Below are 21,846 nucleotides of genomic sequence, written 5' to 3' on the forward strand. Positions count from 1 at the left end.
CGTGCGAGGCCGTGTCGTCCGGGAGTCCGGACCGTTTCGCTCGGTGTGAGCCCCGCGTCGGGGCAGAACATCGAACAGAAGGTGCACTTCCCATGAACTCTGCCAAGAAGGCCGCCCTGGTCCTGGCCTCCGCCGGTCTCGCTGCGGCCGGTGCCGCCGGCTCCGCCATGGCCGACTCGTCGGCCGAGGGCGCGGCCGTGGGTTCGCCCGGTGTCCTCTCGGGCAACCTGGTCCAGGTCCCGGTCCACGTGCCGGTCAACGTCTGCGGTAACACCGTCAACGTGATCGCCCTGCTGAACCCCGCGTTCGGCAACGTCTGCGTCAACGACTGACGTCAGTCGGCACACGTGACTGTGGGCGCCACCGGCCTCGCCGGTGGCGCCCACAGTCGTGTCCGCCCCCCGCGGTTCCCGCCGGGGGCGGGGGGCCCGACGGGCTCAGTGGGCCCCGCCGTTGAGCTTCACGCCGCCGAGGAGCGGGGACGCCTGGGTGGCCCCGTCCGCGACCTTGAGCACCTCGCCCGGCGCATTGTTGCGGACCTTGTTGACGCGCTGCGCGGTGTCCACGACCTTGGTGACGGTCTCGCCCTGTTCGGCCACGCCGTTGCTCAGGGTCTGCGGGAGCTGCTCGGTGACCGGGGCGAGCGAGTTGACGGCCTCGGTGGCTCCGCTCGTCAGGCTCATGGGGGGCATCGCCACCGGCGCTGCGGCGGCGAAGGCGGGGGCGGAGGCGCCGAGTGCGGCGACGGACCCGGCGATGACCGCGGCGACCTTCGTGAGCTTCATTATCGAAATCCTCTTCTTTCGTGGACAGAGGTGTCAGCGGCGACCGTCGCGCCGCTTTCGCCCTGCGTAACGATTCCCGTCCGGTCCGGAAACGCGTACGGCAACGGCCGGAGAATCCGACAAGGGATTCTCCGGCCGATATTTCTTCCGATTACCGGTACTGCCGGTCAGGCGTTTCGGGACCTCCGGTACAGAATGGCGCCGCCCAGGACCAGTGCCGAGGCGAGGGCCGCCGCGGCGCCGGGCTGACCCGCGCCGGTGGCGGCGAGCTCCGGGGCCGACACCTGCGCGGGGGCGGGCGCCGGAGCCGGTACGGGAGCCGGCGCGGCGGGCGTCACCGGGAGGGGCGCAGGTGCGGGCGCCGGCGCCATGTGGATCGGGGTGTCACCGGCGGGGGCGGCCGGCGGCTGGTCGGCGGGACGGACGACCTCGGGCGCCGGGTGCTCCACGAACTGGCTGCCGTGCGGCGGCGCCGGTGCGGGCGCCTCCTCGGCGACCGGGGCCGGGGCCGGGAGCGGCCGGGGCGCCTCCGCGACCGGCGCGGGGGCCGGGAGCGGGGCGGGGGCCGGGAGCGTTACGGGCGCCTCGTGGACCGGCGGCTTCGGAGCCGGGTGGGGGATGGGCTTCGGTGCGGGGTGGGGCTGGGGCGCGGGCCTCGGAGCCGGGTGTTCCGCCTCCGGCTTCGGCTTGGGCTGCGGCTTCGGGTGGGGCCGAGGCTGCGGCCGCTCGGGCGCCGGGGGAGCGTGGTGGGCCACCGGCGCCGGGGCCGGAAGGGCGTGCGGGTGGTCGTCGCACTCCTCCTCGTCCGAGCCGCCGTAGCCGCCCTGCCCGGGGTGTGTGCCGTGACCGGGCGGTCCGCCGTGGCTGCGGTGGTCCTCCTCGCCGGATCCGCCGTAGCCGCCCTCGCCGCGCGGCTCCTCGTACCGGGGGGCCGCGTGCCGCGGTGCGTGGCGGCGGGCCTCCTCGTGGCGGGGCTCCTCGTGGCGCTGCTCGGGCAGCGCGTGCCGGCCGCCCTGGTGCTCTTCGAGGTAGCGCTCGAACGCCTCGGCGTGCTCGGGGCTCAGGTAGCGCTCGTAGTCGCGGTCGGCGTGGTGGGCGTCCGAGCCGGTCGTGGTGGCGCAGTTGTTCCCGAATGAGGGGTTGAGCGCCGCTCCGCCGTCCACGCTGTTGCCGCACACGTTCGGCGAGAGGGTGATCGGTACCGAGACGCTGTTGCCGGACAGCACGCCCGGCGAATGCGAGGCCTCGGCCATCGACCCCGGGTGCGCGTAGGCCGCGCCGGTCGCGATCGACAGCAGGCTGGAGGCGGCCGCCGCCGTGAGCACCCCCTTGCCCAGTACCTTTCGGCTCAGTACCTGTCGCATGGGTCCTTCCCTGTCTACCGGCACTCCCGCCGGTGCTGAATCGAAGGTGGCCTCGGAGTGCACCGCCGTGCACTCCGAGGCCACCCCGAGGAGGTTTGCCCTTGCGGGCAGCCGCTTCGTCAGGCGTTGACGCAGGTGTTGCCGAACGCGGGGTTCAGCAGGCCGATCACGTTGACGCTGTTGCCGCAGACGTTCACCGGGACGTGCACCGGAACCTGGGCGAGGTTGCCGGAGAGCACGCCGGGGGAGCCGATGGCCTGGCCGTCGGCGACCGAGTCGGCCATGGCGGGCGAGGCGGCACCGGCGGCCACGAGAACGCCGGCGGCCAGCACCACTGCCTTCTTGTACGTCATTTGTTTTCGATCCTTCCCGCAGAGGCTTGTCCACTGCAGAAATGACAACGAGTGGATCCGGGAAAAGAAACCGGAGATTTTCCCGGGTGGCTCCGTGAATTTACCCGGGCTCGCACCCGGCCAGAATTCATGCCGGATTTACGCGCTATTTCAGGCGGGTGTGCGCGGCGCGACCGGGCCGAGTGGACAAGCGGCGAGGCCGCCGCGACCCGGAGGGTGCGGCGGCCTCGCTTGCACGGGCTGCGGTCAGCTGCCGGCGGACACGTTGCCGGACAGGACCGGGATGTTGTCCAGGATGTGGGAGAGCGGCTCGTCGCCCTTCGCCTGGGTGGAGTTCTCGGTGCACTGCTGGTTCATCGGGTTGGACAGGATCGGGATGTCCTGGACGCCGACGTTGACGAGCGCGAGGATCGACTGGGCGTTGACCTTGGCCGGCAGCGCGATGCAGGGCTTGTTGAACGAGCCCTGGATGAGCGCCATCTGGGGGCTCATGGTGCCGTAGGTGGCCTGGTTGCCGTAGATCTGCGAGGCGCCGTTGCCGTTGACGGTGTTGATGCCGTTGTCGTTGCCGATCGCCATCGCCTGCGGCGCCATGGCGGCACCGATGCCCACGACCGAGGCTGCGGCAGCCGCAGTGGCCATCATCTTCTTGATCATTGTCGTCCCTTTTTTGCTGGATTGCCCGGTAGTGGAGCACCCGGATCAACGGCCGCGCCCCGGTTCGGGTTGCGTGGCTTCACCCGGATGCCTTGGTTTCGAGCGTCCTGATTGACGGTTCGGCTGACAGCCGGACCGTCGGTCAGGCGTTGACGCAGGTGTTGCCGAACGCCGGGTTCAGTGCGCCGACCAGGTTGGCCGTGAGGCCGCAGACGTTCACGGGGACGTTGACCGGGACCTGGACCAGGTTGCCGCTCCCGACGCCGGGGGACTCCGCCGCGAAGCCCTCGGCCGCGGAGTCCGCGGAGGCGAGGCCCGCGCCGCCCATCAGCACCGTGGTGCCGGCGACCGCCAGGGTGGTGGCGCGCATCAGCCTCTTCTTCATCTCCGTTTTTCCTTTCGGATCGAACAATGGTGCACCGCATAACGACCCGCCGCCTGTGAGGGTGCGTGTTATCGCCCAAAAGGCCGTACGAGCGAGTCCGGCGTGATTTCCAGCCTGATTTCTGACAAAGTTCACTCCTGTTTTGTCCCCTTGATCGAAAATGGAGACGGGGTCATGGGTTCGTCCCGCGGAATCCTCGGCACGCTCGGTCTGCTGTCCTGCCTCGTACTTTCGGCGAACGTCCCCGCTGTGGCCGCACCACCGGGCCCCGCGGTTCCCGCGGTGCGGGAAATGGCCAAGATCCCGTTCACCCAGCGTTACCAGGCCGTCCAGCGCGGCGGACTGGTCCGCGCCTCCAACTCCTCCATCGCCTGCCGCCGGGAGGAGGCGCCGGACGCCGAGCCGTGCGCCGAGGTCAACCGGGGCGCGGCGGGGGTCAACGGCGACTTCGACATGTTCTACAGCGAGGTCGACAAGGACCCGGACACGTACAACTCCACCCGGGCCGAGCTCAAGGTCCCGCACGGCGCGAAGGTCTCGTACGCCCGCCTGTACTGGGGCGGGAACCTGCGGGTGGGCGAGCAGAAACCGCCCGAGGACAACGGCCGGGTGCTGGTCGCCGAGCCGGGCGGGGCCTACAAGGAGGTCCTCGCCGACACGGTGATCGGCCACCGGACGGACGCGGGCAGCGATGCCTACCAGGCCTCGGCCGACGTGACCCCGATGGTCCGCAAGGGCGGCGCCGGCATGTGGACGGTGGCCCAGCTGAACATCGCGATGGGTCATTCCGAGGTGGGTGCCTGGGGTGGCTGGACGCTGGTCGTGGCGTACGAGCACCCGCAGGAGCCGGTGCGCCGGATCTCGGTGTGGGACGGCTTCGAGTCGATCGCCGCGGGGGCCGGCGCGGGGGCCGGCGAGACGGTCGACATCACCGGCCTGGACGCGGTCGCCGGGTCGGCGGGGAAGGCCGGGGTGGTCGCGTACGACGGGGACCGGGGGACCCTCGGTGACTCACTCACGGTGACCTCCGACAGCGGCCGCCGGGTCAACATCAGTGATGCAGAAAATCCTTTTAATGATGTTATGAATTCCACGATCACGGAATTCGGGGATCCCTCGGTCGTGCGACAGCCCGAACGCATGAACAATCTCGGATATGACGCGGACGTGTTCGACCTGAGTCCCGCCCTGTCCGGTGGTGCCCGCAGCCTGAGCTTCAGGTTCACGGGCGAAAGCCAGGGTCAATTCCTCGGTGTGCTCTTCGTTCAGACAGACGCGCGCCGCTGAACGTAGGAGACCACTCCGCGTGCCGACACAGCCTTCCCCTGCGCAGCCCTCCCGCGCGCAGGCACCGATTCCCCGCCCCCTCTCCGTCCTGCACCTCGTCCAACCCGTCGACGGCGGTGTCGCCCGCGTCGTCGTCGACCTCGTCCGCGCCCAGACGGCCGCCGGCCTGCGGACCGCCGTCGGCTGCCCGCTCGGCGGACAGCTCGCCGACGCCGCCCGCGAGGCCGGGGCGCAGGTGCTCACCTGGCGCGCCGGCCGGGCCCCCGGACCCGACCTGCCCGCCGAAGTGCTCGGCGCCCGGCGGGTGATCCGTCAGGTCCGGCCCGACGTCCTGCACGCCCACAGCGCCAAGGCGGGCCTCGCCGGGCGGCTCGCCGCGCGCGGGGCCGTCCCCACCGTCTTCCAGCCGCACGCCTGGTCCTTCGACGCCGTCGGCGGGGCCACCGCCGCGCTCGCCCTGCGCTGGGAGCGGTTCGGTGTCCGTTGGGCCGACCGGGTGCTCTGCGTCAGCGAGGCCGAACGCCGGGCCGGAGAGGCCGAGGGCATCGCCGCCCACTGGTCGGTGATCCGCAACGGCGTGGACCTGGACCACTTCCGCCCCGGCGACCCCGACCGCGAGGCCGACCGGGCCCGGGCGCGAACCGAACTCCCTTTGCCCGCCGCCTTCCTGGGCGACGGGCCGCTCGCCGTCTGCGTGGGCCGGCTCTGCCAGCAGAAGGGCCAGGACATCCTGCTCCGGGCCTGGCGGGAGGTGCTCGGCAACGTTCCCGAAGCCCGTCTCGCCCTCGTCGGCGACGGCCCCGACACCGAGCGGCTGCGCCGCACCGCCCCGCCCGGGGTGCTCTTCGCGGGAGCCGCTCCCGACATCCGACCGTGGCTTCGGGCCGCCGATCTCGTTGTACTGCCGTCGCGGTGGGAGGGCATGGCGCTCGCCCCGCTCGAAGCCATGGCCTGCGGTCGACCGGTCCTGGTCTCCGACGTCAGCGGTGCCCGGGAGAGCCTGCCGCCCGGCCAGGGACGGCTCTGCCTGGTACCGCCGGAGGATCCGACGGCCCTGGCCAAAGCCCTGGGCCGGCTGCTCGCCGAACCGCGGCTGCTCGCCGAACTCGGGGAGCAGGCCGGGCAGCACGCCCGGACCGACTTCGACGTGCGGCGGACCACGGACGCGGTCACCGGCCTGTACCACGAACTGCTGGGCAGGCCCCGGCCCTTGAACCAGGAGCGCATCAGCCGATGACGATGGACAGCGCACCCGCCCGGCACACGGGGCAGGGCGGCACGGGGCCCGCCGGCGGCACCGCCGGCACCGCAGCCGTCCGACGGTCCGTGACCGCCATCCACCCCCCACGCAGGCCCCGGGCCGACCCGGCCAGGCCACTCGCGCGGCCGCAGCGGGTCCGGCGCCGCGACGGGGTCCTCCCGCTGCTGACCGCCGACGCGCTGGCCGCCGTACTCACCACGACGGTCCTGTCCGCGCCGGGGACGGCGTTGCCGGCAGGGGCTGCCGCCCCGATGGCCGTGCTGGCCGCCGCGCTGCACGCGCAGGCCGGGCTGTACCGGCCGCGGCTCGCGCCCTCCGCGCTGCTGGAGCTGCCCGCGGTGGCCGGGCGGGCCGCCGTCCTGTGGTGCGCCTTCGCCACCGTCGTGGCCGCCACGGTGCCGGGCGGGGCCCTGGGCTGGTCGGTCCTGCTGGGCGCCGTCTGTCTGCAGACCGTACTGACCTGCACCGGGCGCGGGTTCGTCAACGAGCTCCGCCGCCGCGCGGCCCGCCGCCGGCCCGCCTCCGCCCTCGTCGTCGGCCCCGGCGCCGGGGCGAGCGCGGTCGCCGCCGCCCTGCACGGGCGTCCCGAGTACGGGCTGCGGCCCGTCGGCCTCGCCGACACCGCCTCCCCCGAGGAGGGCGGCGGTGGCGTACCGGTGCTCGCCACGCACGAGGACATCCGGCGTGCCGTCATCCAGAACTCGGTCCGGCACGCGGTGTTCACCCGCCCGCCGGAGGCCGACGAGCGCACCGCCTCCCTGGTCCGGCTCTTCCACGACCACGGTTGCCGGCTCTGGCTCGCCGACCCGGCCGGCACCGCCAAGGTGACCGGCATGCGGGTGGCCCAGCCCGCCGACCAGCTGTGGGGGTACGCCGTACAGCCACTGCTGCCGCGTCCGTCCCGGCCGGTGGAGCGGTGGGTGAAGCGGGCCATCGACGGGCTGCTGGCCGCGCTCGCGCTGATCGCCGCCGCGCCCGTGATGGGCGTCTGCGCGCTGGCCGTACGGCTCTCCGACGGGCCCGGGGTGATCTTCCGGCAGGAGCGGGTCGGCTTGTACGGGCGCCCCTTCACGCTGCTGAAGTTCCGCACCCTGCGCGCCGACGAGCACGAGTCCGCCACCCGGTGGACGGTCGCGGGCGACAACCGGATGAGCCCGATCGGCTCCTTCCTGCGCAAGTCCTCGCTGGACGAGCTGCCGCAGCTGTGGAACGTCGTACGGGGTGACATGAGCCTGGTCGGACCACGGCCGGAACGGCCCTTCTTCGTGGCGAAGTTCAGCACCGTCCACCCCGGCTACGAGGCCCGGCACCGGATGCCCGTGGGCATCACCGGGCTCGCCCAGATCAACGGCCTGCGCGGGGACACCTCCATCGAGGACCGGGCCCGCTTCGACAACCACTACATCGACACCTGGTCGCTGTGGCAGGACCTGTGGATCCTCGCCCGCACCGCGGCCTCCTTCTTCCGCTTCCGGCTGGGGGGCAGCTGATGAGCCTCGCCGTGACCCCGTTCGGCGCGGCCGCCCGGCCCGACACGGCGGGGCTGCTGCGGCGGCACTGGCCGCTCCTGCCGCTCGCCGCGACCGTCCTGCTGCTCCTCGCCCCGATCGCGGCGGGCGACGCGAGCACCTCCGGCAAGGTCGGCCCGGCCGACGCCGCCTCACTGGTGCTGGTGCTGGTCTGCGCCGTGCAGGCGCTGCGCGGCCGGGTGCGGGAGCTGAGCCCGCTGGGCGTGGCGGTGCTCGGCGTGCCCGCCGTGGGGCTGGCGGTCGCGACCGCCACCGCCGGGGACCCGTACGCGGCGCTGCCCGGGTTCGTGCGCTACCTCCAGGTGTTCGTCCTGGTCCCGGCGGCGATCGTGCTGCTGGTGCGCGACGCCGGGGAGTTCCGGCTGGCCGCCGGGTGCTTCGTGGTGCTGGCTCTGGTGCAGGGCGCGGTGGGGGTCGTACAGTTCGCGACCCACACGGGGGCCTCGTACCAGGGCGAGGACATCCGGGCCGTCGGCACCTTCGGGCCCGGCGACGTGATGGGCATGGCCACGGTGGTGGCGTACGGGCTGGTCGTGGCGACCGCGGCGGCGCTGGCTCCGGGACTGCCGGGCCGGGTACGGCGGATGGCGGGCGGCGCGGCCCTGGTGCTGGTGGTGCCGCTGGTGCTGTCGTTCAGCCGGGGTGCGTGGATCGCCACGGTCGGCGCGGCGCTGCTGGTGATGCTGCTCGCCGGGATCCGGCGGGCGCTGAGGGTGCTGCTCGCGCTGGCCGCGGCCGCGGTGGTCCTGGTGGGCGGGTTCGGGGTCGGCTCCGAGATGGTCGCGGAGCGGCTGACCTCGATCACGCAGGTCTCCAGCGCCCCCGACCAGTCGGTGACCGACCGCTACACCATGTGGGCCGCCGCCGAGTCGATGTGGCGCGAGCGGCCGGCCGTCGGGGTGGGACTCAAGGGCTTCCCGGCCAACCGGGACGGGCACTCCTCGCTGGGCCTCTCCTCCGGCAGCGACACCGCCGGCGCGGGGCAGGCGTTCATCCGCCAGCCGCTGCTCTCCCCGCACAACATGTACCTGCTGGTCCTGAGCGAGCAGGGGCTGATCGGGCTGACCGCGCTGGCGGGCGGCTGGGCGGCGCTGCTCGTCGCGGGCCTGCGGCGGTGCGCGGGCGGCGGCGGCGGGATCCGGGACTGCGGGCTGATCGCGATCGGGCTGTTCGTCTGGCAGCTGACCGACTTCCTGTACGCGGACATCGGCGGGCCTTCCACCGTCCTCACCGGGGTGATCATCGGCCTGGCGGCCTGGTGGGCCCTGCCGTCCCCCTCCGGAGGGGACACGTTCCCCGACGGTCCCGGCCGGGCCGGGGTCCGTACGGCCCCCGGCCCGGGACGCGGTCCCGGCGGGGCCGCTGCGGCGGGAAGGCGCACCGGCCTCGTGGCCGCACCGCGCGCCGTTCCGGGTGCGGACGGCCGGTGACCGATACGACGCCTTGGCGGCCCGCTTCCGGCCCCCCGGCCGGGGCGGGCCCCGCCCGCGTCCCGGGCACGTCGGCCCCGTCTTCCGCGGCGGTCCCGCACGGCTCCGCCGGAACCCGGTCCCCGTCCGCGGGCGCAGCCGGAGCCCGAGCCGAGCGCGGTGTCGGGGTGGCGGCGCGGGCCGCGCGCCGCGGGCTCCCCAGGGCCCCGGGGCCCGTACGGGACGACCCGACCGCCGGCCCCCAGGGCGCGAACGCGGCTCCGGCTCCGCTGGGGCGGTTCCTGGCCAAGGCCGCCGCCGTCACGGCCGGACTGACCGCCGCCGGGGCGGTGTTCGGACTGTTCCGGGACCAGACCATCGCGCACCTCTTCGGGGCCGGGCACGACAGCGACGCCTTCCTGATCGCCTGGACCGTGCCCGAGATGGCCTCGACGCTGCTCATCGAGGACGCCATGGCCCTGCTGATGGTGCCCGCGTTCAGCCAGGCCCTGGCCCGGCGGGCGGCCTCCCGCGCCGGGCTCACCCGCAAGGAGGCCCGCTCGCAGGACCCCGTCCGGCTGCTCGTGGGGGCGACCCTGCCACGGCTGGCGGTCTTCCTGGCCGCCGTCGCCTCCCTGCTCGTCGTCGCCGCGCCGCTCGTCGTCGCGGTGCTCGCGCCGGGACTGCCCGATCCGGCGCTGGCCGTGGAGTGCACCCGGATGACCGCGCTGACCGTGCTGTCCTTCGGGATCGCGGGGTACTTCAGCGCCGCGCTGCGGGCCCACCGCTCGTTCGTGCCGCCGGCCGCGATCTACGTCTCGTACAACGTCGGCATCATCGGGACGATGATCGCGCTGCACGCGGTCTGGGGGGTGCGGGCGGCCGCCGCCGGGGTGGCCGCGGGCGGGCTGCTGATGGTGCTCGTCCAACTGCCCGCGTTCGTCCGGAACGTGGGCTTCGGACCACCCCGCGCCAAGGGTGCGCCGCGCAGCCAGCGCGACCGGGACCGGCCCACCCTCATCGCCTTCGGCGTGATCGCTCCGGTGATCTTCTTCGCGGTGTTCCGGCAGTCGCAGGTCCTGGTCGAGCGGTTCCTGGCGGCCTCGCTGCCGTCGGGGGCCATCTCGCACCTGAACTACGCGCAGAAGGTCGCGCAGATGCCGATGGTGCTGTCCCTGATGATCTGCACCGTCACCTTCCCCGTCGTCGCCCAGGCCATGGCCGGAGGGGAGCGCGAGAAGGCGAGGCGGCGCGTCGAGCAGGACCTCGCGCTGGCCTCGCTCGCCGTCCTCGTGGGCAGCGCCCTCGTCATCGGGTACGCGCCCCAGATCATCCAGGTCCTCTTCGAACGCGGCGCGTTCACCCACCGCGACACCCTGGCCACCGCCTCCGTCATGCGGGTCTACGCCCTGGGACTGCTCGGCCACTGCCTCGTCGGGGCGCTGTCCCGGCCCTTCTTCTCGACCGCCCGGCCCACCTGGTTCCCGGCGCTCGCGATGGGCGCCGGACTCCTCGTCAACGTCGTGGCCGGCGCCTTCGCCGTCGGCTGGTGGGGCACGTACGGCATCGCCGCCGCCAACGCCGCCGGCATCTCCACCACCGCCGCCCTGCTGCTCACCGGGCTCGGCTCGCGGATCGTCGCCATCCAGGTCCGCCGGGTCGCGCTCAGCATCGGCCGGCTCTCCGTCGCCGCCGTCGGAGCCTGCGGCACCGGCTGGATCGCCGGGCCGATGATCCCCGACCCGCTGCTCAGCGCCGCGCTCGGCTGCCTGCTCGTCCCCGCCATGTTCGGCGCCTGCGGCATGGCCATACGGGCGCTCGAAATCACCGCCCTGCCCGCCCAGATCGCCCAGATGACCCAGAGGTTCCGCAATGCCCGCTGACACCCGCACGGCGCAGGCCGCCGCGGCGGTCCCCGCCCGCCGGACCGCCTCGCCGTGGGTCCTGATGTACCACTCGGTCGCCGAGTTCACCGACCCGGCCGAGGACCCGTACGGCATCACCGTCACCCCGGGCACGCTGGAGGCGCAGCTGCTGTGGCTGCGCTCGCGGGGCCTGCGCGGGGTGTCCGTCGGCGAGCTGCTGCGGGCCTGCGCGGCCGGGCGGGGCGCCGGGCTCGTCGGGCTGACCTTCGACGACGGCTACACCGACTACCTGACCCGGGCGCTGCCGCTGCTGCGCCGACACGACTGCACCTCCACGCTGTTCGTGCTGCCGGGGCGGCTCGGGGTGGACAACGTGTGGGACCCGCTGGGCCCGCGCAAGTCCCTGCTGACCGCCGAGGGCATCCGCGCGGTCGCGGCCGCCGGGCAGGAGATCGGCTCGCACGGGCTGCTCCACCAGGACCTCACCGCGGCCGCCGACGACATCCTCCAGCAGGAGCTGAGGGGCAGCCGGGAGCTGATCCGGGAGCTGACCGGGACCCTGCCCGAGGGGTTCTGCTACCCGTACGGGCACCTCGACGAGCGGGTCGTCGAGGCGGCGCGGGCCGCCGGGTACGGGTACGCCTGCGCCATCGACCCGGGCCGGCTGGCCGGCCCGCACGCCCTGCCGCGCACCCACGTCAGCCAGGCGGACGGGCCCGGGCGGCTGCGGATCAAGCAGCTGCGGCACCGGGTGCAAGAGCTGCGGCGGGCGGTGCGCCGGTGAAGTCGCTGCGGGCGCTGCACATCATCACCGGGCTCGGGGTCGGCGGCGCCGAGCAGCAGCTGCGGCTGCTGCTGCGGCACATGCCGATGCGCTGCGACGTGCTGACGCTGACCAACCCCGGGCCGGTGGCCGAGGGCCTGCGGGCCGACGGGGTCCGCGTGGTGCACCTGGGGATGCGGGGCAACCGGGACCTGGGGGCGCTGCCGAGGCTGGTGCGGTTCATCCGGCGCGAGCAGTACGACCTCGTGCACACGCACCTGTACCGGGCCTGCGTGTACGGGCGCCTGGCGGCCCGGCTCGCGGGGGTCGGGGCGACCGTGGCCACCGAGCACTCGCTCGGCGAGGGCGAGATCGAGGGCCGGAAGCTGACGGGCGGCGTGCGGGCGCTGTACCTGGCCAGTGAGCGGCTGGGCGCGGCGACCGTGGCGGTGTCGGACACCGTCGCGGCGCGGCTGGAGGCCTGGGGGGTGCCGGCCGCGCGCGTGCACGTCGTACCGAACGGCATCGAGGCCGTCCGCTTCCGCTTCGACGAGGGGGTGCGCCGGGCCACCCGGGCCCGGACCGGGCTGCCGGAGCGGGCGTTCGTGGTCGGCGGGGTCGGCCGGCTGGTGCCGGGCAAGCGGTTCGACTCGCTGGTGCGGGCGGTGGCGGCGCTGCCCGGGGCGCACCTGCTGCTGGCCGGGGACGGGCCGGAGCGGGCGGCGCTGCGGCGGCTGGCCGCGGAGCTGGGCGCGCAGAGCCGGATCCACCTGCTGGGGGAGCGGGACCCGCTGGGCGACAGCGCGGACGGGCGCACGCCCGGGATCCCGGCGCTGCTGGCCGCCATGGACGTGTTCGTGTCGCCCTCGCGGGAGGAGGCGTTCGGGCTGGCGGTGGTGGAGGCGCTGGCCGCGGGGCTGCCGGTGCTGCACGTCACCTGCCCGGCGATCGACGACCTGCCGGCCGCGGAGGCTCCGGGGGCGCGCCGGATCGGGACCGGGACGCAGGAGCTGGTCGCCGCCCTGCGCGGGCACATGGAGGCCGGCGCGCGGCGCCTGCCCCAGCCCCCGGTGGCCCGCCGCTACGACATCTCCCGCAGCGCGGAGCGCCTCCTCGCGGTCTACGCCCTGGCGCTGCCGGGGGCCCGCCCCGCCCCGGTGGTCGGCGACGCCCTGATCGACGCACCACCGACGGGGTCCCCCGAGCGGGGGACCGAAACCACTCCCATCCCTCCAGGAAGGCACGTACATGGCTGACACCGCCGATCCGAAGCAGGCCGACCCGAAGAAGGCCGATCAGAAGGCCGATCAGAGGAAGGCCGAGAGGAAGTCCGAGCAGCGGAGGACCGACCGCCGCCGTCGCAAGGTGCGGCTGCTGCCGCCGCCCGCGTGGTGGCCGCTGCCCGCCGCCGCCCTGCTGGGGCTGGCCGCGGGCGGGGCGTACGGCGTGCTGAAGGCGCCCGAGTACGCCGCCACCAGCTACGTCGTCGCCGTCCCGGACGACACCACCGAGCCGGCCACCGCCCTCGGCTTCGCCCAGGCGTACGCCCGCATCGCCACCAGCAGCTCCACCCTCGGCTACGCCCAGCCGCGCGCCGGCATCAGCGCCCGCCGGCTCCGTACGCAGGTGCGCGCCGAGACCTCCCCCGAGTCCCCGATGATCGCCATCACCGGGACCTCGAAGAGCGCGACCGAGGCCGCCGACATCGCCAACGCCGTCGCCGACGCGCTCTCGCTGAGCAGCAATCAGGCCGCCAAGAACACCGGCGTGCAGCTGCTGCTCTTCAACCAGGCCGTCGCGCCGAGCGAGCCCGCTTCGCCCTCCGCCGCCATCAGCGGGGCCGTCGGGCTGTGCGCCGGCGGACTGCTCGGCGGGCTGTGGCTGCTCGCCCGGCCCACCGCCCGCACGCGGCGGCCCGAGGAGCGCCCCGTCGCGGAACCGGTCGTCGAGGAGTACGCCTCCCTGCCCGCCCAGGGCGACCACACCGAGACCAAGGAGAAGGAGTCCGTGCGATGACCTCGGGCTCCGCCGGGGCCCTGTCGGTGACGCTGTGCCGCGACCCCCGGCAGTTCGCCGCGCTGGAAGAGCCGTGGAACCGGCTCTTCCGGGCCTGTCCCACCGCCACCCCCTTCCAGAGCCACGCCTGGCTGCACTCCTGGTGGCTCTCGTACGGCCGGGACGGGCGGCTGCGGATCGTGCTCGTCCGGCGCGGCGGGGAACTCGTCGGCGCCTGCGCGCTGATGCTCGTCCACCGGCCGCTGCCGCTCCTGGTGCCGCTCGGCGGCGGCATCACCGACTACTTCGACGTCCTGGTGGACGCCGCGTACGCCGACCAGGTCGTCCCGGCGCTGGCCCGCGGCCTGCACCGGGCCGCGCGCGGCGCGGTCGTCGACCTGCGCGAGGTGCGGCCCGGTGCCGCCGCGGAGGCGCTGTACGGCCAGTGGCCGGGGATCCGCAGCAAGCTCACCGACTCCACCTGCATGGAGCTGCCCGCGCTGCCGTTCGACGAGCTGGTCAAGCGGATGCCGGCCTCCGGGGCCCAGCGGGTCCGGGCCAAACTGCGCAAGACCGACGCGGCCGGGATCGAGGAGCGCGAGGTCACCGAGCAGGAAGTGCCGCGCGCCGTACGGACGCTGCTGCGGCTCCACGAGAAGCAGTGGCGCGGGCGCGGGGTGACCCCGGAGCACCTGAGGCCCCGCTTCGCCGAGCACCTGACCCGTGCCACCCGGCGGATGGTGCGGGTCGGCGAGGGCCGGCTGACCGAGTTCCGGCTGGACGGGAAGGTGGTGGCCGCCAACCTCACCCTGCTGTCGGGGGCGCTCAGCGGCGGCTACCTGTACGGGGCCGACCCGGACCTGCGGACCCGGAAGGTGGACGTGGCCACGCTGCTGCTCCGCTACGAGGCGGGCCGCGCCCTGGCGGAGGGCCGCCCGGTGGTGAGCTTCCTGCGCGGCAACGAGCCGTACAAGAACCACTGGCGGCCCGAGACCGTCGTCAACCAGCGGTTCCTGCTGGCCAGGACGGCGCTCGCGCCCCTGCTGCGCCTGCACGCATCGCAGGTGACGGGGCGCGAGCGGGCGGTGGACGCGCTGCGCGAGGCGCTGCCGGCCGCCAGGGACTGGCGGGCGCGGCTCAACGAACTGCGGGTCCGATGACGGCTCTACCAGGGCCAGAAGCCGGAGTCCTCGCCCCAGTCGACCTTGACGCAGACCGACTGCTTGCCGACCAGCTTGGAGAGCCACTCGCCGAAGTTGATCGGCACGCACCACTCCGTGCTGTTGACGGGCGACTCGGCCGGCTGGGGCTTCGGCACGGCCGGGGGCAGCACCGGCGACGGGACCGGGACCGGGACCGGGACGGGGTCCGGGCTGGGGCCCGGGCCCACCGGGGGCTGCGGCGACGGGAGCGCGGGCGAGGGCACGGGTTCGGGAGCCGGCTCGGGGGAGGGGCTCTCGGGTGCCGGGAGCTGCGGGCTCGGCTCGACCGGGTCCGGCGACACGGGGACGGGGACCGGGTCCGGCGACACGGGGACCGGGACCTCGGGCGACGGAACGGCCGGCGTGGGCACGGGCACCGGCTCGGGGACGGGCACCGGGGCGGGCTCGGGCAGGGGGCTCGTGCCGGGGCTGGGGCTGGTGCTGGGGCTGGTGCTCGGGGTCTCGGGCGACGGGACCGGCAGCGGGATGCCGGGGGTCGGCAGGCCGGGGGTCGGGATCACCGGCGAGGGCACGGGGACCTCGGGCGTCGGAATCGAGGGGGTCGGCACGACCGGGGTCGGGATCACCGGCGTGGGGACGACCGGCGTCGGGATCACCGGCGTCGGGACGACCGGGTCCGGCCGCTCGGGCGCGAGCGCCGCCCGGAAGGCCTTCGCGGACCGCGGGTTCTGCTTGCACTGCCACACGCCGTGCGGGCAGTAGTCGGTGATGGTGTGGTAGAGCGGCTTGTGCTGCTCGATCCACTTCAGCATGCGCTGCACGTACACCGGGTTGTCCCCGTGCCGGAACAGCCCCCACTCCGGGTACGAGATCTCTTTGCCGTGCGCTTTCGCGAAATCGACATGCTGCTGGAGCCCGTACGGCTGGCTGACCATCTCGTCGAAGGTCTTGCCGGGAGCCTGGTCGTACGAATCCATGCCGACGACGTCGACCACGTCGTCACCCGGGTAGCACTTGGTCCAGCCGATCGCGTCCGACCCGCGGTTGGGTGCGAAATCGAACTTGAACTGCTGGCCGGGGACGGAGCGCATCGTGTTGACGATGCGGTTCCAGTACTCCTTCCACCCCTCCGGGTCGGGCGCGCAGCGGTGCGTGTACGTGGCGCCGTTCATCTCCCACCCGAGCACGATCACCGTGTCCGGAACGCCCAGCTCCACCAGCTTGTGGGCGAGCCGCTCGAAGTGGTGGTCGAACTTCCCCTCCGCGCCGGTCCGGATGAGCCGGGCCACCTCGCGGTCGGGGACGTGGTCCTCGTTGTGTTCCTGCATGGGCACGTTGAGGACGAAGAGCCGGTCAGGCCTGGCCCGGCGCCACTGGGCCCAGGCCTCCAGGAAGTCGGGGTTCTCGATGCGGGCCCACCGGTCCCCGGGCAGATAGGTGTGCCCGACCCGGATCTCCTTGCCGCCCAGCCAGCGCGACAGCTGCGGGATCCGGGCGACTCCGCTCTGGCCGGAGTCGAGAAACGCGCCCATGGCGATGTCGGAACCCTGGGGCTGCTCCTTCTCGGGGGCCGCGAGCGCGGCCCCGGTGGCGAGCAGTCCGGCCGTCACCGTACCGATACAGGTGCTCGCCAGTCGGCGGTGTGGTCTGGGCATGGCGTCTCCCGAACTTTCCTGAATCGGTGTGCTTGTCAAAGACGTTAGGCATCACATCTGACGAATGGCCTGTCCGGTGACCGCCGCCTAGGCCATTCGCAGCTGCGTATCCTCCCCGCTTGGTCCGACTAGGTGAAAGACACCGTTCCCATGCACGCGTTCGACGGCCATGTGCCCGCAGTAGTGCTCAGACTCGATCGGAATCCGTTCCACCACGGAACCCTCGGCGCCGTCAGATCGCTCGGGCGCAGGGGCGTGGAGGTCCATGCCGTCGTCGAGGCCGGGGGAGGTCCCATGGGGCGTTCGCGCTACCTGCGCGCCGTACACCCCGGGCCGGCCGGGGGGTTGGACCCCGAGGCTCCGGAGACGCTGCTGGAATGCCTCGTCGGGGTGTCGGAGCGGATCGGCGGGCCCGCGGTGCTCGTCGCGATGGACGACCTGAGCGCCATCGCCGTCGCGCGGATCGCACCGATGCTCGACGGGCGGTTCCGGATCCCCCACCAGCCCGACGGGCTGCCGGCCCGGGTGGCGGACAAGGCCGAGCTGTCGCGGCTGTGCGCACGCTGGGACGTCCCGCACCCGGAGACGGTGATCCCGGCGAGCGGGGCCGAGGCGGCGGAGGCCGCGTGGCGGCTCGGCCTGCCGGTGGTGGCCAAGTGGAGCCGCCCCTGGCTGCTGCCCGCGGGCGCGGGGCTGCGCAGCACGACGCTCGTGCACACCGCCGCCGAGGCGCGCCGGCTGTACGAGCGCACGCAGGAGGCGGGGAGCCGGCTGCTGCTCCAGCGGTTCCTGCCGGCCGGGACGGACACCGACTGGTTCTTCCACGGCGCGTTCGGCCGGGGCGGGCATCCGCTGCTCGCGGGGTCGGGCCGCAAGGAGCTGTCCTGGCCGGTGCGGACGGGCCTGACGGCGGTGGGGCGCTGGCTGCCGGACCCGGCGGTGGAGGAGGCGGGGCTGCGGCTCGCCCGGCGCCTCGGCTACCAGGGGATCCTGGACCTGGACTTCCGCCGGGACGAGAAGGGCTGCTTCCGGCTGGTGGACTTCAACCCCCGGCCGGGCGCGCAGTTCCGGCTCTTCACGGACGCGGGCGGCCTGGACGTGGTCCAGGCGATGTACCTGGACCTGACGGGGCAACGGGTCCCGGAGCCCGCGGGCGGCCTCGGCCGGGTGTTCGTCGCGGAGAACTACGCCCTGCTGGCGGCGGTCCGCGGCCGCCAACTCCCGTGGCGCTCGGCGGCCGAGGGGCGGGCGTCCGTTCCCGCTCCCGCACGGGCCGAGGAGTCCGGGGCCGGACGAGGCCGTGCCGGGGGAGGGCGGCCCGGGCCCGTACGGGTGGCGCCGCGGGCGGAGCGGGGGCGGGTGGAGGCGGCCTGGTTCGCCGCCGACGACCCGATGCCGTTCCTCGCGATGCTCGCCGCGTTCCTCGGCAGGGGCGCGGGGAAGGGCGTGCGCGTTCTGCGCGGTGTCCCGGCGCACGGCCGGCGTACGGCACGAGCCGTGGTGCGCGCCCCGCGCCAGCGCGCGCGGGGCCTTACCCCGTCGGCGCCCCCGGCGACCCCGGCCGCCCCCGCCGAACCGGACGAGCTGGTGACCAGGTGACGCCCCGCCACCCGCCCCCGACCGCCGTCGGGGGCAAGGGCACTGAAGCGGGGCCCATGAGACTGGAGGGACAGCGGTGACGCGGATGGACGACCTCGTGGTGGTCGGCGCCGGGCCGTACGGGCTGTCGATCGCCGCGCACGCGGCATCGGCCGGGCTCGGCGTACGGGTGCTCGGACGGCCCATGGCCTCGTGGCGGGACCACATGCCCGAGGGCATGTACCTGAAGTCGGAGCCCTGGTCCTCCAACCTGTCCGCGCCCGACGGCCGGCACACCCTCGCCGCGTACTGCGCCGACCGCGGCATGGCCGCCGAACACGGCAGCCCGCTCCCGATCGACGTGTTCAGCTCGTACGGCATGTGGTTCGCCCGCCGGGCCGTGCCCGAGGTGGAGGAGGTGACGGTCACCGAGGTCTCCCCGCAGGGCGAGGGCTTCCTGGTGCGCACCGCCGAGGGGCCGCCGCTGCTCGCCCGTACGGTCGCGCTGGCCGTCGGGGTGATGCCCTTCGTGCACCTCCCCGAGCCGCTGCGGGAGCTGCCCCCCGGGCACTGCTCGCACAGCAGCGGACACCGGGACCTGACCCGGTTCGCCGGCCGGGAGGTCGCCGTGATCGGGGCCGGGCAGGCGGCGCTGGAGACCGCCGCCCTGCTGGCGGAGAACGGGGCCCGGCCCTGCCTCGTCGCCCGCCGCTCCCGGCTCAACTGGAACACCGTGCCCCAGCCGCTGGAGCGTCCGGTGCTGCGCGCCCTGCGCGAGCCGCACAGCGGCCTCGGCACCGGCTGGCGCAGCTGGGTCTGGTCCGAGCTGCCCTGGGCGGTGCGCCGGCTGCCCGCGCCGACCCGGGAGCGGATCGCGGCGACCGCGCTCGGGCCCGCCGGGGCCTGGTGGCTGCGGGACCGCTTCGAGCGGAGCGTCCCGGTGCTGCTGGGGCACCGCCTGCACCGGGCGGCGGCGATGGGAGAACGGACCCGGCTGGGGCTGACCACCGCGGCCGGGGAGTCCGTCGTACTGGACGTCGCGCACGTGGTCGCGGCCACCGGGTTCACCCCGCACATGGGGCGCCTGGGGCTGCTGGACGCCCGGCTGCGGGCCGTCCTCACCACCGTCGGGGACGGCGGCACACCGGAGCTGAGCGCCGGTTTCGAGTCCTCGTGGCCGGGACTGTTCTTCGCGGGACTGCTGACGGCTCCCTCATTCGGCCCTTCCATGCGATTCGTGCACGGTGCGGGGTTCACGGCGGGGAGACTGGTCAATGGAGTCCGAAAGCGCCTGGGGGGCGCCTTGAGGATCAGGCCGGATCAGCGAGCGGCGTCCGGTTCCGGGCATCCCAAGACGTCTCTGAGGTGAGGTCGAGAGGGGACCGCGATGAGTGCGGAGCAGCGAGCACAGGGCGGCCGTGGCTGGGTGCGCATTCCCGCGAGCCGGGCGGAGCAGCCCGGCGCCGGGCCCGCGGCGCGGCCGGCCGCGAGGCCCGCGGCCAAGGCCGCCGCCCCGCCGTACGCCCCTCCCGTCCACGGCGCACCCGGGCACGCGGCACCCGACCAGCCGACGATCTACCTTTCCCTCGTCAAGCGCTGGCAGGAGGCCGGGCGCACCCTTCCGGGGCATCCTGACGAGGAGTGGGAGCGGTTGATCTCCCAGCCGTGCTGGCCCGGCCGTTAGGTGGTGTGTCTCGTGGCAGCGGCGGAGCGCGACAGATCCGGGCAGGGCAGCCGGGACCCCGTGACCGGGCCCGGCGAGCGGCTCGCGCTGAACGGCATGGGCAGCTTCGAGTGGGACCTGGACGCCGGCACGCTGACGCTGGACGAGTCCGGGCTCGTGGTCTTCGACCTGGAGCGGGAGGAGTTCGACGACACCCCCGAGGCGCTGGGGCTGCGGATCCCGCCCGACGACGGCGCCCGGCTGGCGGAGTCCACGCAGGCGGCCCTGGACGGCGGCATGGAGACGTACGGCTCGTACTTCACCGTGCAGCGGCGCGACGGCGTCGACCAGTGGACGCACACGCAGGGCCGGATCCTGCGGGACGACGGGGGCCGGCCCCGGCGGATCGTCGGGATCGTCCGGGACGCGACGGCCGAGCTCGCGCACGCCACCGTGCTGCGCAAGCTGGAGTCGGCGAGGGCGCAGCAGGCCACGATCGTGCAGCGGACCACGGAGGCCCTGTCGAGGGCGGTGACGGTCGACGACGTCACGGCCACGCTGACCGGGGCGGGGGCGCTGGAGCGGCTCGGTGCGGAGGGGCTGGCCCTGGGGCTGGTCGAGAACGGCGCCATCAAGATCATCGCGCTCAGCGGGGAGTCCCTGGAGATCCTCAGCGAGCGGCGGTTCACCCGGCTGGACGGCTCGCTGCCGCTGTCCCAGGCGGTGCTCACCCGCAAGGCGCGCTTCGTCACCTCACTCTCCGACCTGGCGGGAGAGTTCCCGCTGCTCGCGGACTACCTGCGGCGGATCCGCTTCGACGCCGCCGCCTACCTGCCGCTGATCGCGCAGGCCAAGGCCATCGGCGGGCTGGTGCTGTTCTACCGGCGGCGCAGCGATTTCAGCCCGGAGGAGCGCAACCTCTGCCTGGGCCTGGCCGGCATCGTCGCGCAGTCCCTCCAGCGGGCGCTCCTGTTCGACCAGGAGCGGGAGTTCGCCACGGGCCTGCAGGCCTCGATGCTGCCGCGCCGGATCCCCGAGATCAGCGGCGGGGAGATCGCGGTGCGCTACCACTCCGCGTGGAGCGGACGGGAGGTCGGCGGGGACTGGTACGACGTGATCGCGCTGCCCCGTGACCGGGTCGGCATCGTCGTGGGCGACGTACAGGGCCACGACACGCACGCGGCGGCGATCATGGGCCAGCTGCGGATCGCGCTGCGGGCGTACGCGGGCGAGGGCCATCCGCCGTCCACCGTCCTGGCCCGGGCCTCCCGCTTCCTGGCCGAGCTCGACACGGAGCGCTTCGCGACCTGCATGTACGCGCAGGTGGACCTGGAGACCGGAGGCGTACGGGCGGTCCGCGCGGGCCATCTCGGCCCGTTGATCCGGCACACGGACGGGCGTACGGGCTGGCCCAACGTGCGGGGCGGACTGCCCCTCGGGCTGGCCTCGGTCTTCGAGCAGGAGGACTTCCCCGAGACCCGGCTCGACCTGGTGCCCGGGGAGACGCTGGTGCTGTGCACCGACGGCCTGGTCGAGGAGCCCGGCACCGCCATCACCCAGGGCATGGAGGCCCTCGCCCACGCCGTGCGCAGCGGCCCGCAGGAGGCGGGGGCGCTCGCCGATCACCTCTCGGACCGGCTCTGGGAGCGCTGGGGCTCCGGGGACGACGTGGCACTGCTGGTGCTGCGCCGGGCCCCCGACCCGGGCACCCACCGGGCCCCGCGGATCCACCAGTACATCCACCAGGCGGACCCGGAGGGGCTCTCGGAGGCCCGCTACGCCCTGCGTCAGGCCCTGCGCGACTGGGGCATGCCGGAGCTCGCCGACGACGTGGAACTGGCCGCGGGGGAGCTGCTGGTCAACGCACTGCTGCACACGGACGGCGGGGCGGTGCTGACCATGGAGGTGCTGCCGGAGCCGGTCCGGCGGATCCGGCTGTGGGTCAAGGACCGCTCCAGCGTCTGGCCGCGCCGGCGCACCCCGGGGGAGGCCGCGACCACCGGGCGCGGGCTGCTGCTGGTGGACGCCCTGGCCACGCACTGGGGCGTGGAGTCCAGGGGCGACGGCAAGGCGGTGTGGTGCGAGTTCGACGTCGCGGGCAGCGTACGCGGCGTGGGGTGAGCGCGCGGTCACT

At 74.4% G+C, this 21,846-nt stretch carries 20 protein-coding genes; 14 read left to right on the forward strand and 6 right to left on the reverse strand.

What is annotated here, in order from left to right; all coding sequences use genetic code 11:
* Positions 1 to 92 precede the first annotated feature (92 nt).
* Positions 93 to 332 carry a chaplin gene (locus tag K7B10_RS23810; protein WP_229338917.1) on the forward strand — a complete coding sequence of 80 codons (240 nt, stop codon included), beginning with the start codon at positions 93 to 95 and terminating at the stop codon, positions 330 to 332.
* A 105-nt stretch (positions 333 to 437) separates the two neighbouring features.
* Here K7B10_RS23810 and K7B10_RS23815 read toward each other — a convergent pair whose 3' ends face one another.
* The 5 genes from K7B10_RS23815 to K7B10_RS23835 form a co-directional block, all read right to left on the reverse strand.
* Entirely contained in the window at positions 438 to 785 is a 348-nt protein-coding gene (locus tag K7B10_RS23815; protein WP_229338918.1) for a hypothetical protein, read from the reverse strand.
* A gap of 167 nt (positions 786 to 952) precedes the next feature.
* Entirely contained in the window at positions 953 to 2,149 is a 1,197-nt protein-coding gene (locus K7B10_RS40935) for a chaplin (RefSeq protein ID WP_267501448.1), read from the reverse strand.
* A 119-nt stretch (positions 2,150 to 2,268) separates the two neighbouring features.
* Entirely contained in the window at positions 2,269 to 2,502 is a 234-nt protein-coding gene (locus tag K7B10_RS23825; RefSeq protein WP_229338921.1) for a chaplin, read from the reverse strand.
* Positions 2,503 to 2,748: 246 nt separating this feature from the next.
* Positions 2,749 to 3,159, reverse strand: a complete 411-nt coding sequence (locus K7B10_RS23830; RefSeq protein ID WP_229338923.1) for a rodlin — start codon at positions 3,157 to 3,159, stop codon at positions 2,749 to 2,751.
* 142 nt (positions 3,160 to 3,301) lie between these two features.
* Positions 3,302 to 3,544 carry a chaplin gene (locus tag K7B10_RS23835; protein ID WP_229338925.1) on the reverse strand — a complete coding sequence of 81 codons (243 nt, stop codon included), beginning with the start codon at positions 3,542 to 3,544 and terminating at the stop codon, positions 3,302 to 3,304.
* Positions 3,545 to 3,718: 174 nt separating this feature from the next.
* On the opposite strand from K7B10_RS23835, the gene K7B10_RS23840 reads away from it, so the two are divergent.
* The 9 genes from K7B10_RS23840 to K7B10_RS23880 all read left to right on the forward strand — a co-directional run bounded on the left by K7B10_RS23840 (position 3,719) and on the right by K7B10_RS23880 (position 14,813).
* A complete protein-coding gene (locus tag K7B10_RS23840) occupies positions 3,719 to 4,831 on the forward strand; it encodes a DUF3344 domain-containing protein (protein WP_267501449.1) in 1,113 nt (370 codons plus the stop codon).
* A 19-nt stretch (positions 4,832 to 4,850) separates the two neighbouring features.
* On the forward strand, positions 4,851 to 6,068 hold the full coding sequence (locus K7B10_RS23845) for a glycosyltransferase (protein ID WP_229338929.1): 1,218 nt from the start codon (positions 4,851 to 4,853) through the stop codon (positions 6,066 to 6,068).
* On the forward strand, positions 6,065 to 7,582 hold the full coding sequence (locus K7B10_RS23850; RefSeq protein ID WP_372481450.1) for an exopolysaccharide biosynthesis polyprenyl glycosylphosphotransferase: 1,518 nt from the start codon (positions 6,065 to 6,067) through the stop codon (positions 7,580 to 7,582). The genes K7B10_RS23845 and K7B10_RS23850 overlap by 4 nt, the downstream gene beginning before the upstream one ends.
* Complete coding sequence (locus tag K7B10_RS23855; protein WP_229338931.1) at positions 7,582 to 9,051, forward strand: O-antigen ligase family protein; 1,470 nt, start codon at positions 7,582 to 7,584, stop codon at positions 9,049 to 9,051. Before K7B10_RS23850 ends, K7B10_RS23855 begins: the two co-directional genes overlap by 1 nt.
* 167 nt (positions 9,052 to 9,218) lie before the next feature.
* Positions 9,219 to 10,913: a murein biosynthesis integral membrane protein MurJ gene (murJ, locus tag K7B10_RS23860; RefSeq protein WP_229338933.1), complete on the forward strand. Its 1,695-nt coding sequence runs from the start codon at positions 9,219 to 9,221 to the stop codon at positions 10,911 to 10,913.
* Positions 10,903 to 11,679: a polysaccharide deacetylase family protein gene (locus tag K7B10_RS23865; protein ID WP_229338935.1), complete on the forward strand. Its 777-nt coding sequence runs from the start codon at positions 10,903 to 10,905 to the stop codon at positions 11,677 to 11,679. Before murJ ends, K7B10_RS23865 begins: the two co-directional genes overlap by 11 nt.
* Positions 11,680 to 11,684: 5 nt before the next feature.
* Entirely contained in the window at positions 11,685 to 12,914 is a 1,230-nt protein-coding gene (locus K7B10_RS23870; RefSeq protein ID WP_229345330.1) for a glycosyltransferase, read from the forward strand.
* Complete coding sequence (locus K7B10_RS23875) at positions 12,907 to 13,674, forward strand: YveK family protein (protein ID WP_229338937.1); 768 nt, start codon at positions 12,907 to 12,909, stop codon at positions 13,672 to 13,674. Before K7B10_RS23870 ends, K7B10_RS23875 begins: the two co-directional genes overlap by 8 nt.
* The gene (locus tag K7B10_RS23880; RefSeq protein WP_229338939.1) at positions 13,671 to 14,813 is read left to right on the forward strand and encodes a GNAT family N-acetyltransferase; all 1,143 of its coding nucleotides are present in this window, start codon (positions 13,671 to 13,673) and stop codon (positions 14,811 to 14,813) included. The genes K7B10_RS23875 and K7B10_RS23880 overlap by 4 nt, the downstream gene beginning before the upstream one ends.
* 5 nt (positions 14,814 to 14,818) lie before the next feature.
* Here the strand turns inward: K7B10_RS23880 and K7B10_RS23885 are convergent, their stop codons facing one another.
* Entirely contained in the window at positions 14,819 to 16,471 is a 1,653-nt protein-coding gene (locus K7B10_RS23885; protein ID WP_308284628.1) for a glycosyl hydrolase, read from the reverse strand.
* A 294-nt stretch (positions 16,472 to 16,765) separates the two neighbouring features.
* On the opposite strand from K7B10_RS23885, the gene K7B10_RS23890 reads away from it, so the two are divergent.
* From K7B10_RS23890 to K7B10_RS23905, 4 genes are all read left to right on the forward strand, one after another.
* Positions 16,766 to 18,070: a carboxylate--amine ligase gene (locus K7B10_RS23890; protein WP_443735045.1), complete on the forward strand. Its 1,305-nt coding sequence runs from the start codon at positions 16,766 to 16,768 to the stop codon at positions 18,068 to 18,070.
* Between the two features lie 85 nt (positions 18,071 to 18,155).
* Positions 18,156 to 19,418, forward strand: a complete 1,263-nt coding sequence (locus tag K7B10_RS23895; RefSeq protein WP_229345332.1) for an NAD(P)-binding domain-containing protein — start codon at positions 18,156 to 18,158, stop codon at positions 19,416 to 19,418.
* A gap of 18 nt (positions 19,419 to 19,436) precedes the next feature.
* The gene (locus tag K7B10_RS23900; protein ID WP_229338943.1) at positions 19,437 to 19,733 is read left to right on the forward strand and encodes a hypothetical protein; all 297 of its coding nucleotides are present in this window, start codon (positions 19,437 to 19,439) and stop codon (positions 19,731 to 19,733) included.
* A 12-nt stretch (positions 19,734 to 19,745) separates the two neighbouring features.
* Entirely contained in the window at positions 19,746 to 21,833 is a 2,088-nt protein-coding gene (locus K7B10_RS23905) for a SpoIIE family protein phosphatase (RefSeq protein WP_229338945.1), read from the forward strand.
* The last annotated feature ends 13 nt before the right edge of the window (positions 21,834 to 21,846 follow it).

Source organism: Streptomyces flavotricini (assembly GCF_020639365.1).
GTDB lineage: Bacteria > Actinomycetota > Actinomycetes > Streptomycetales > Streptomycetaceae > Streptomyces > Streptomyces flavotricini.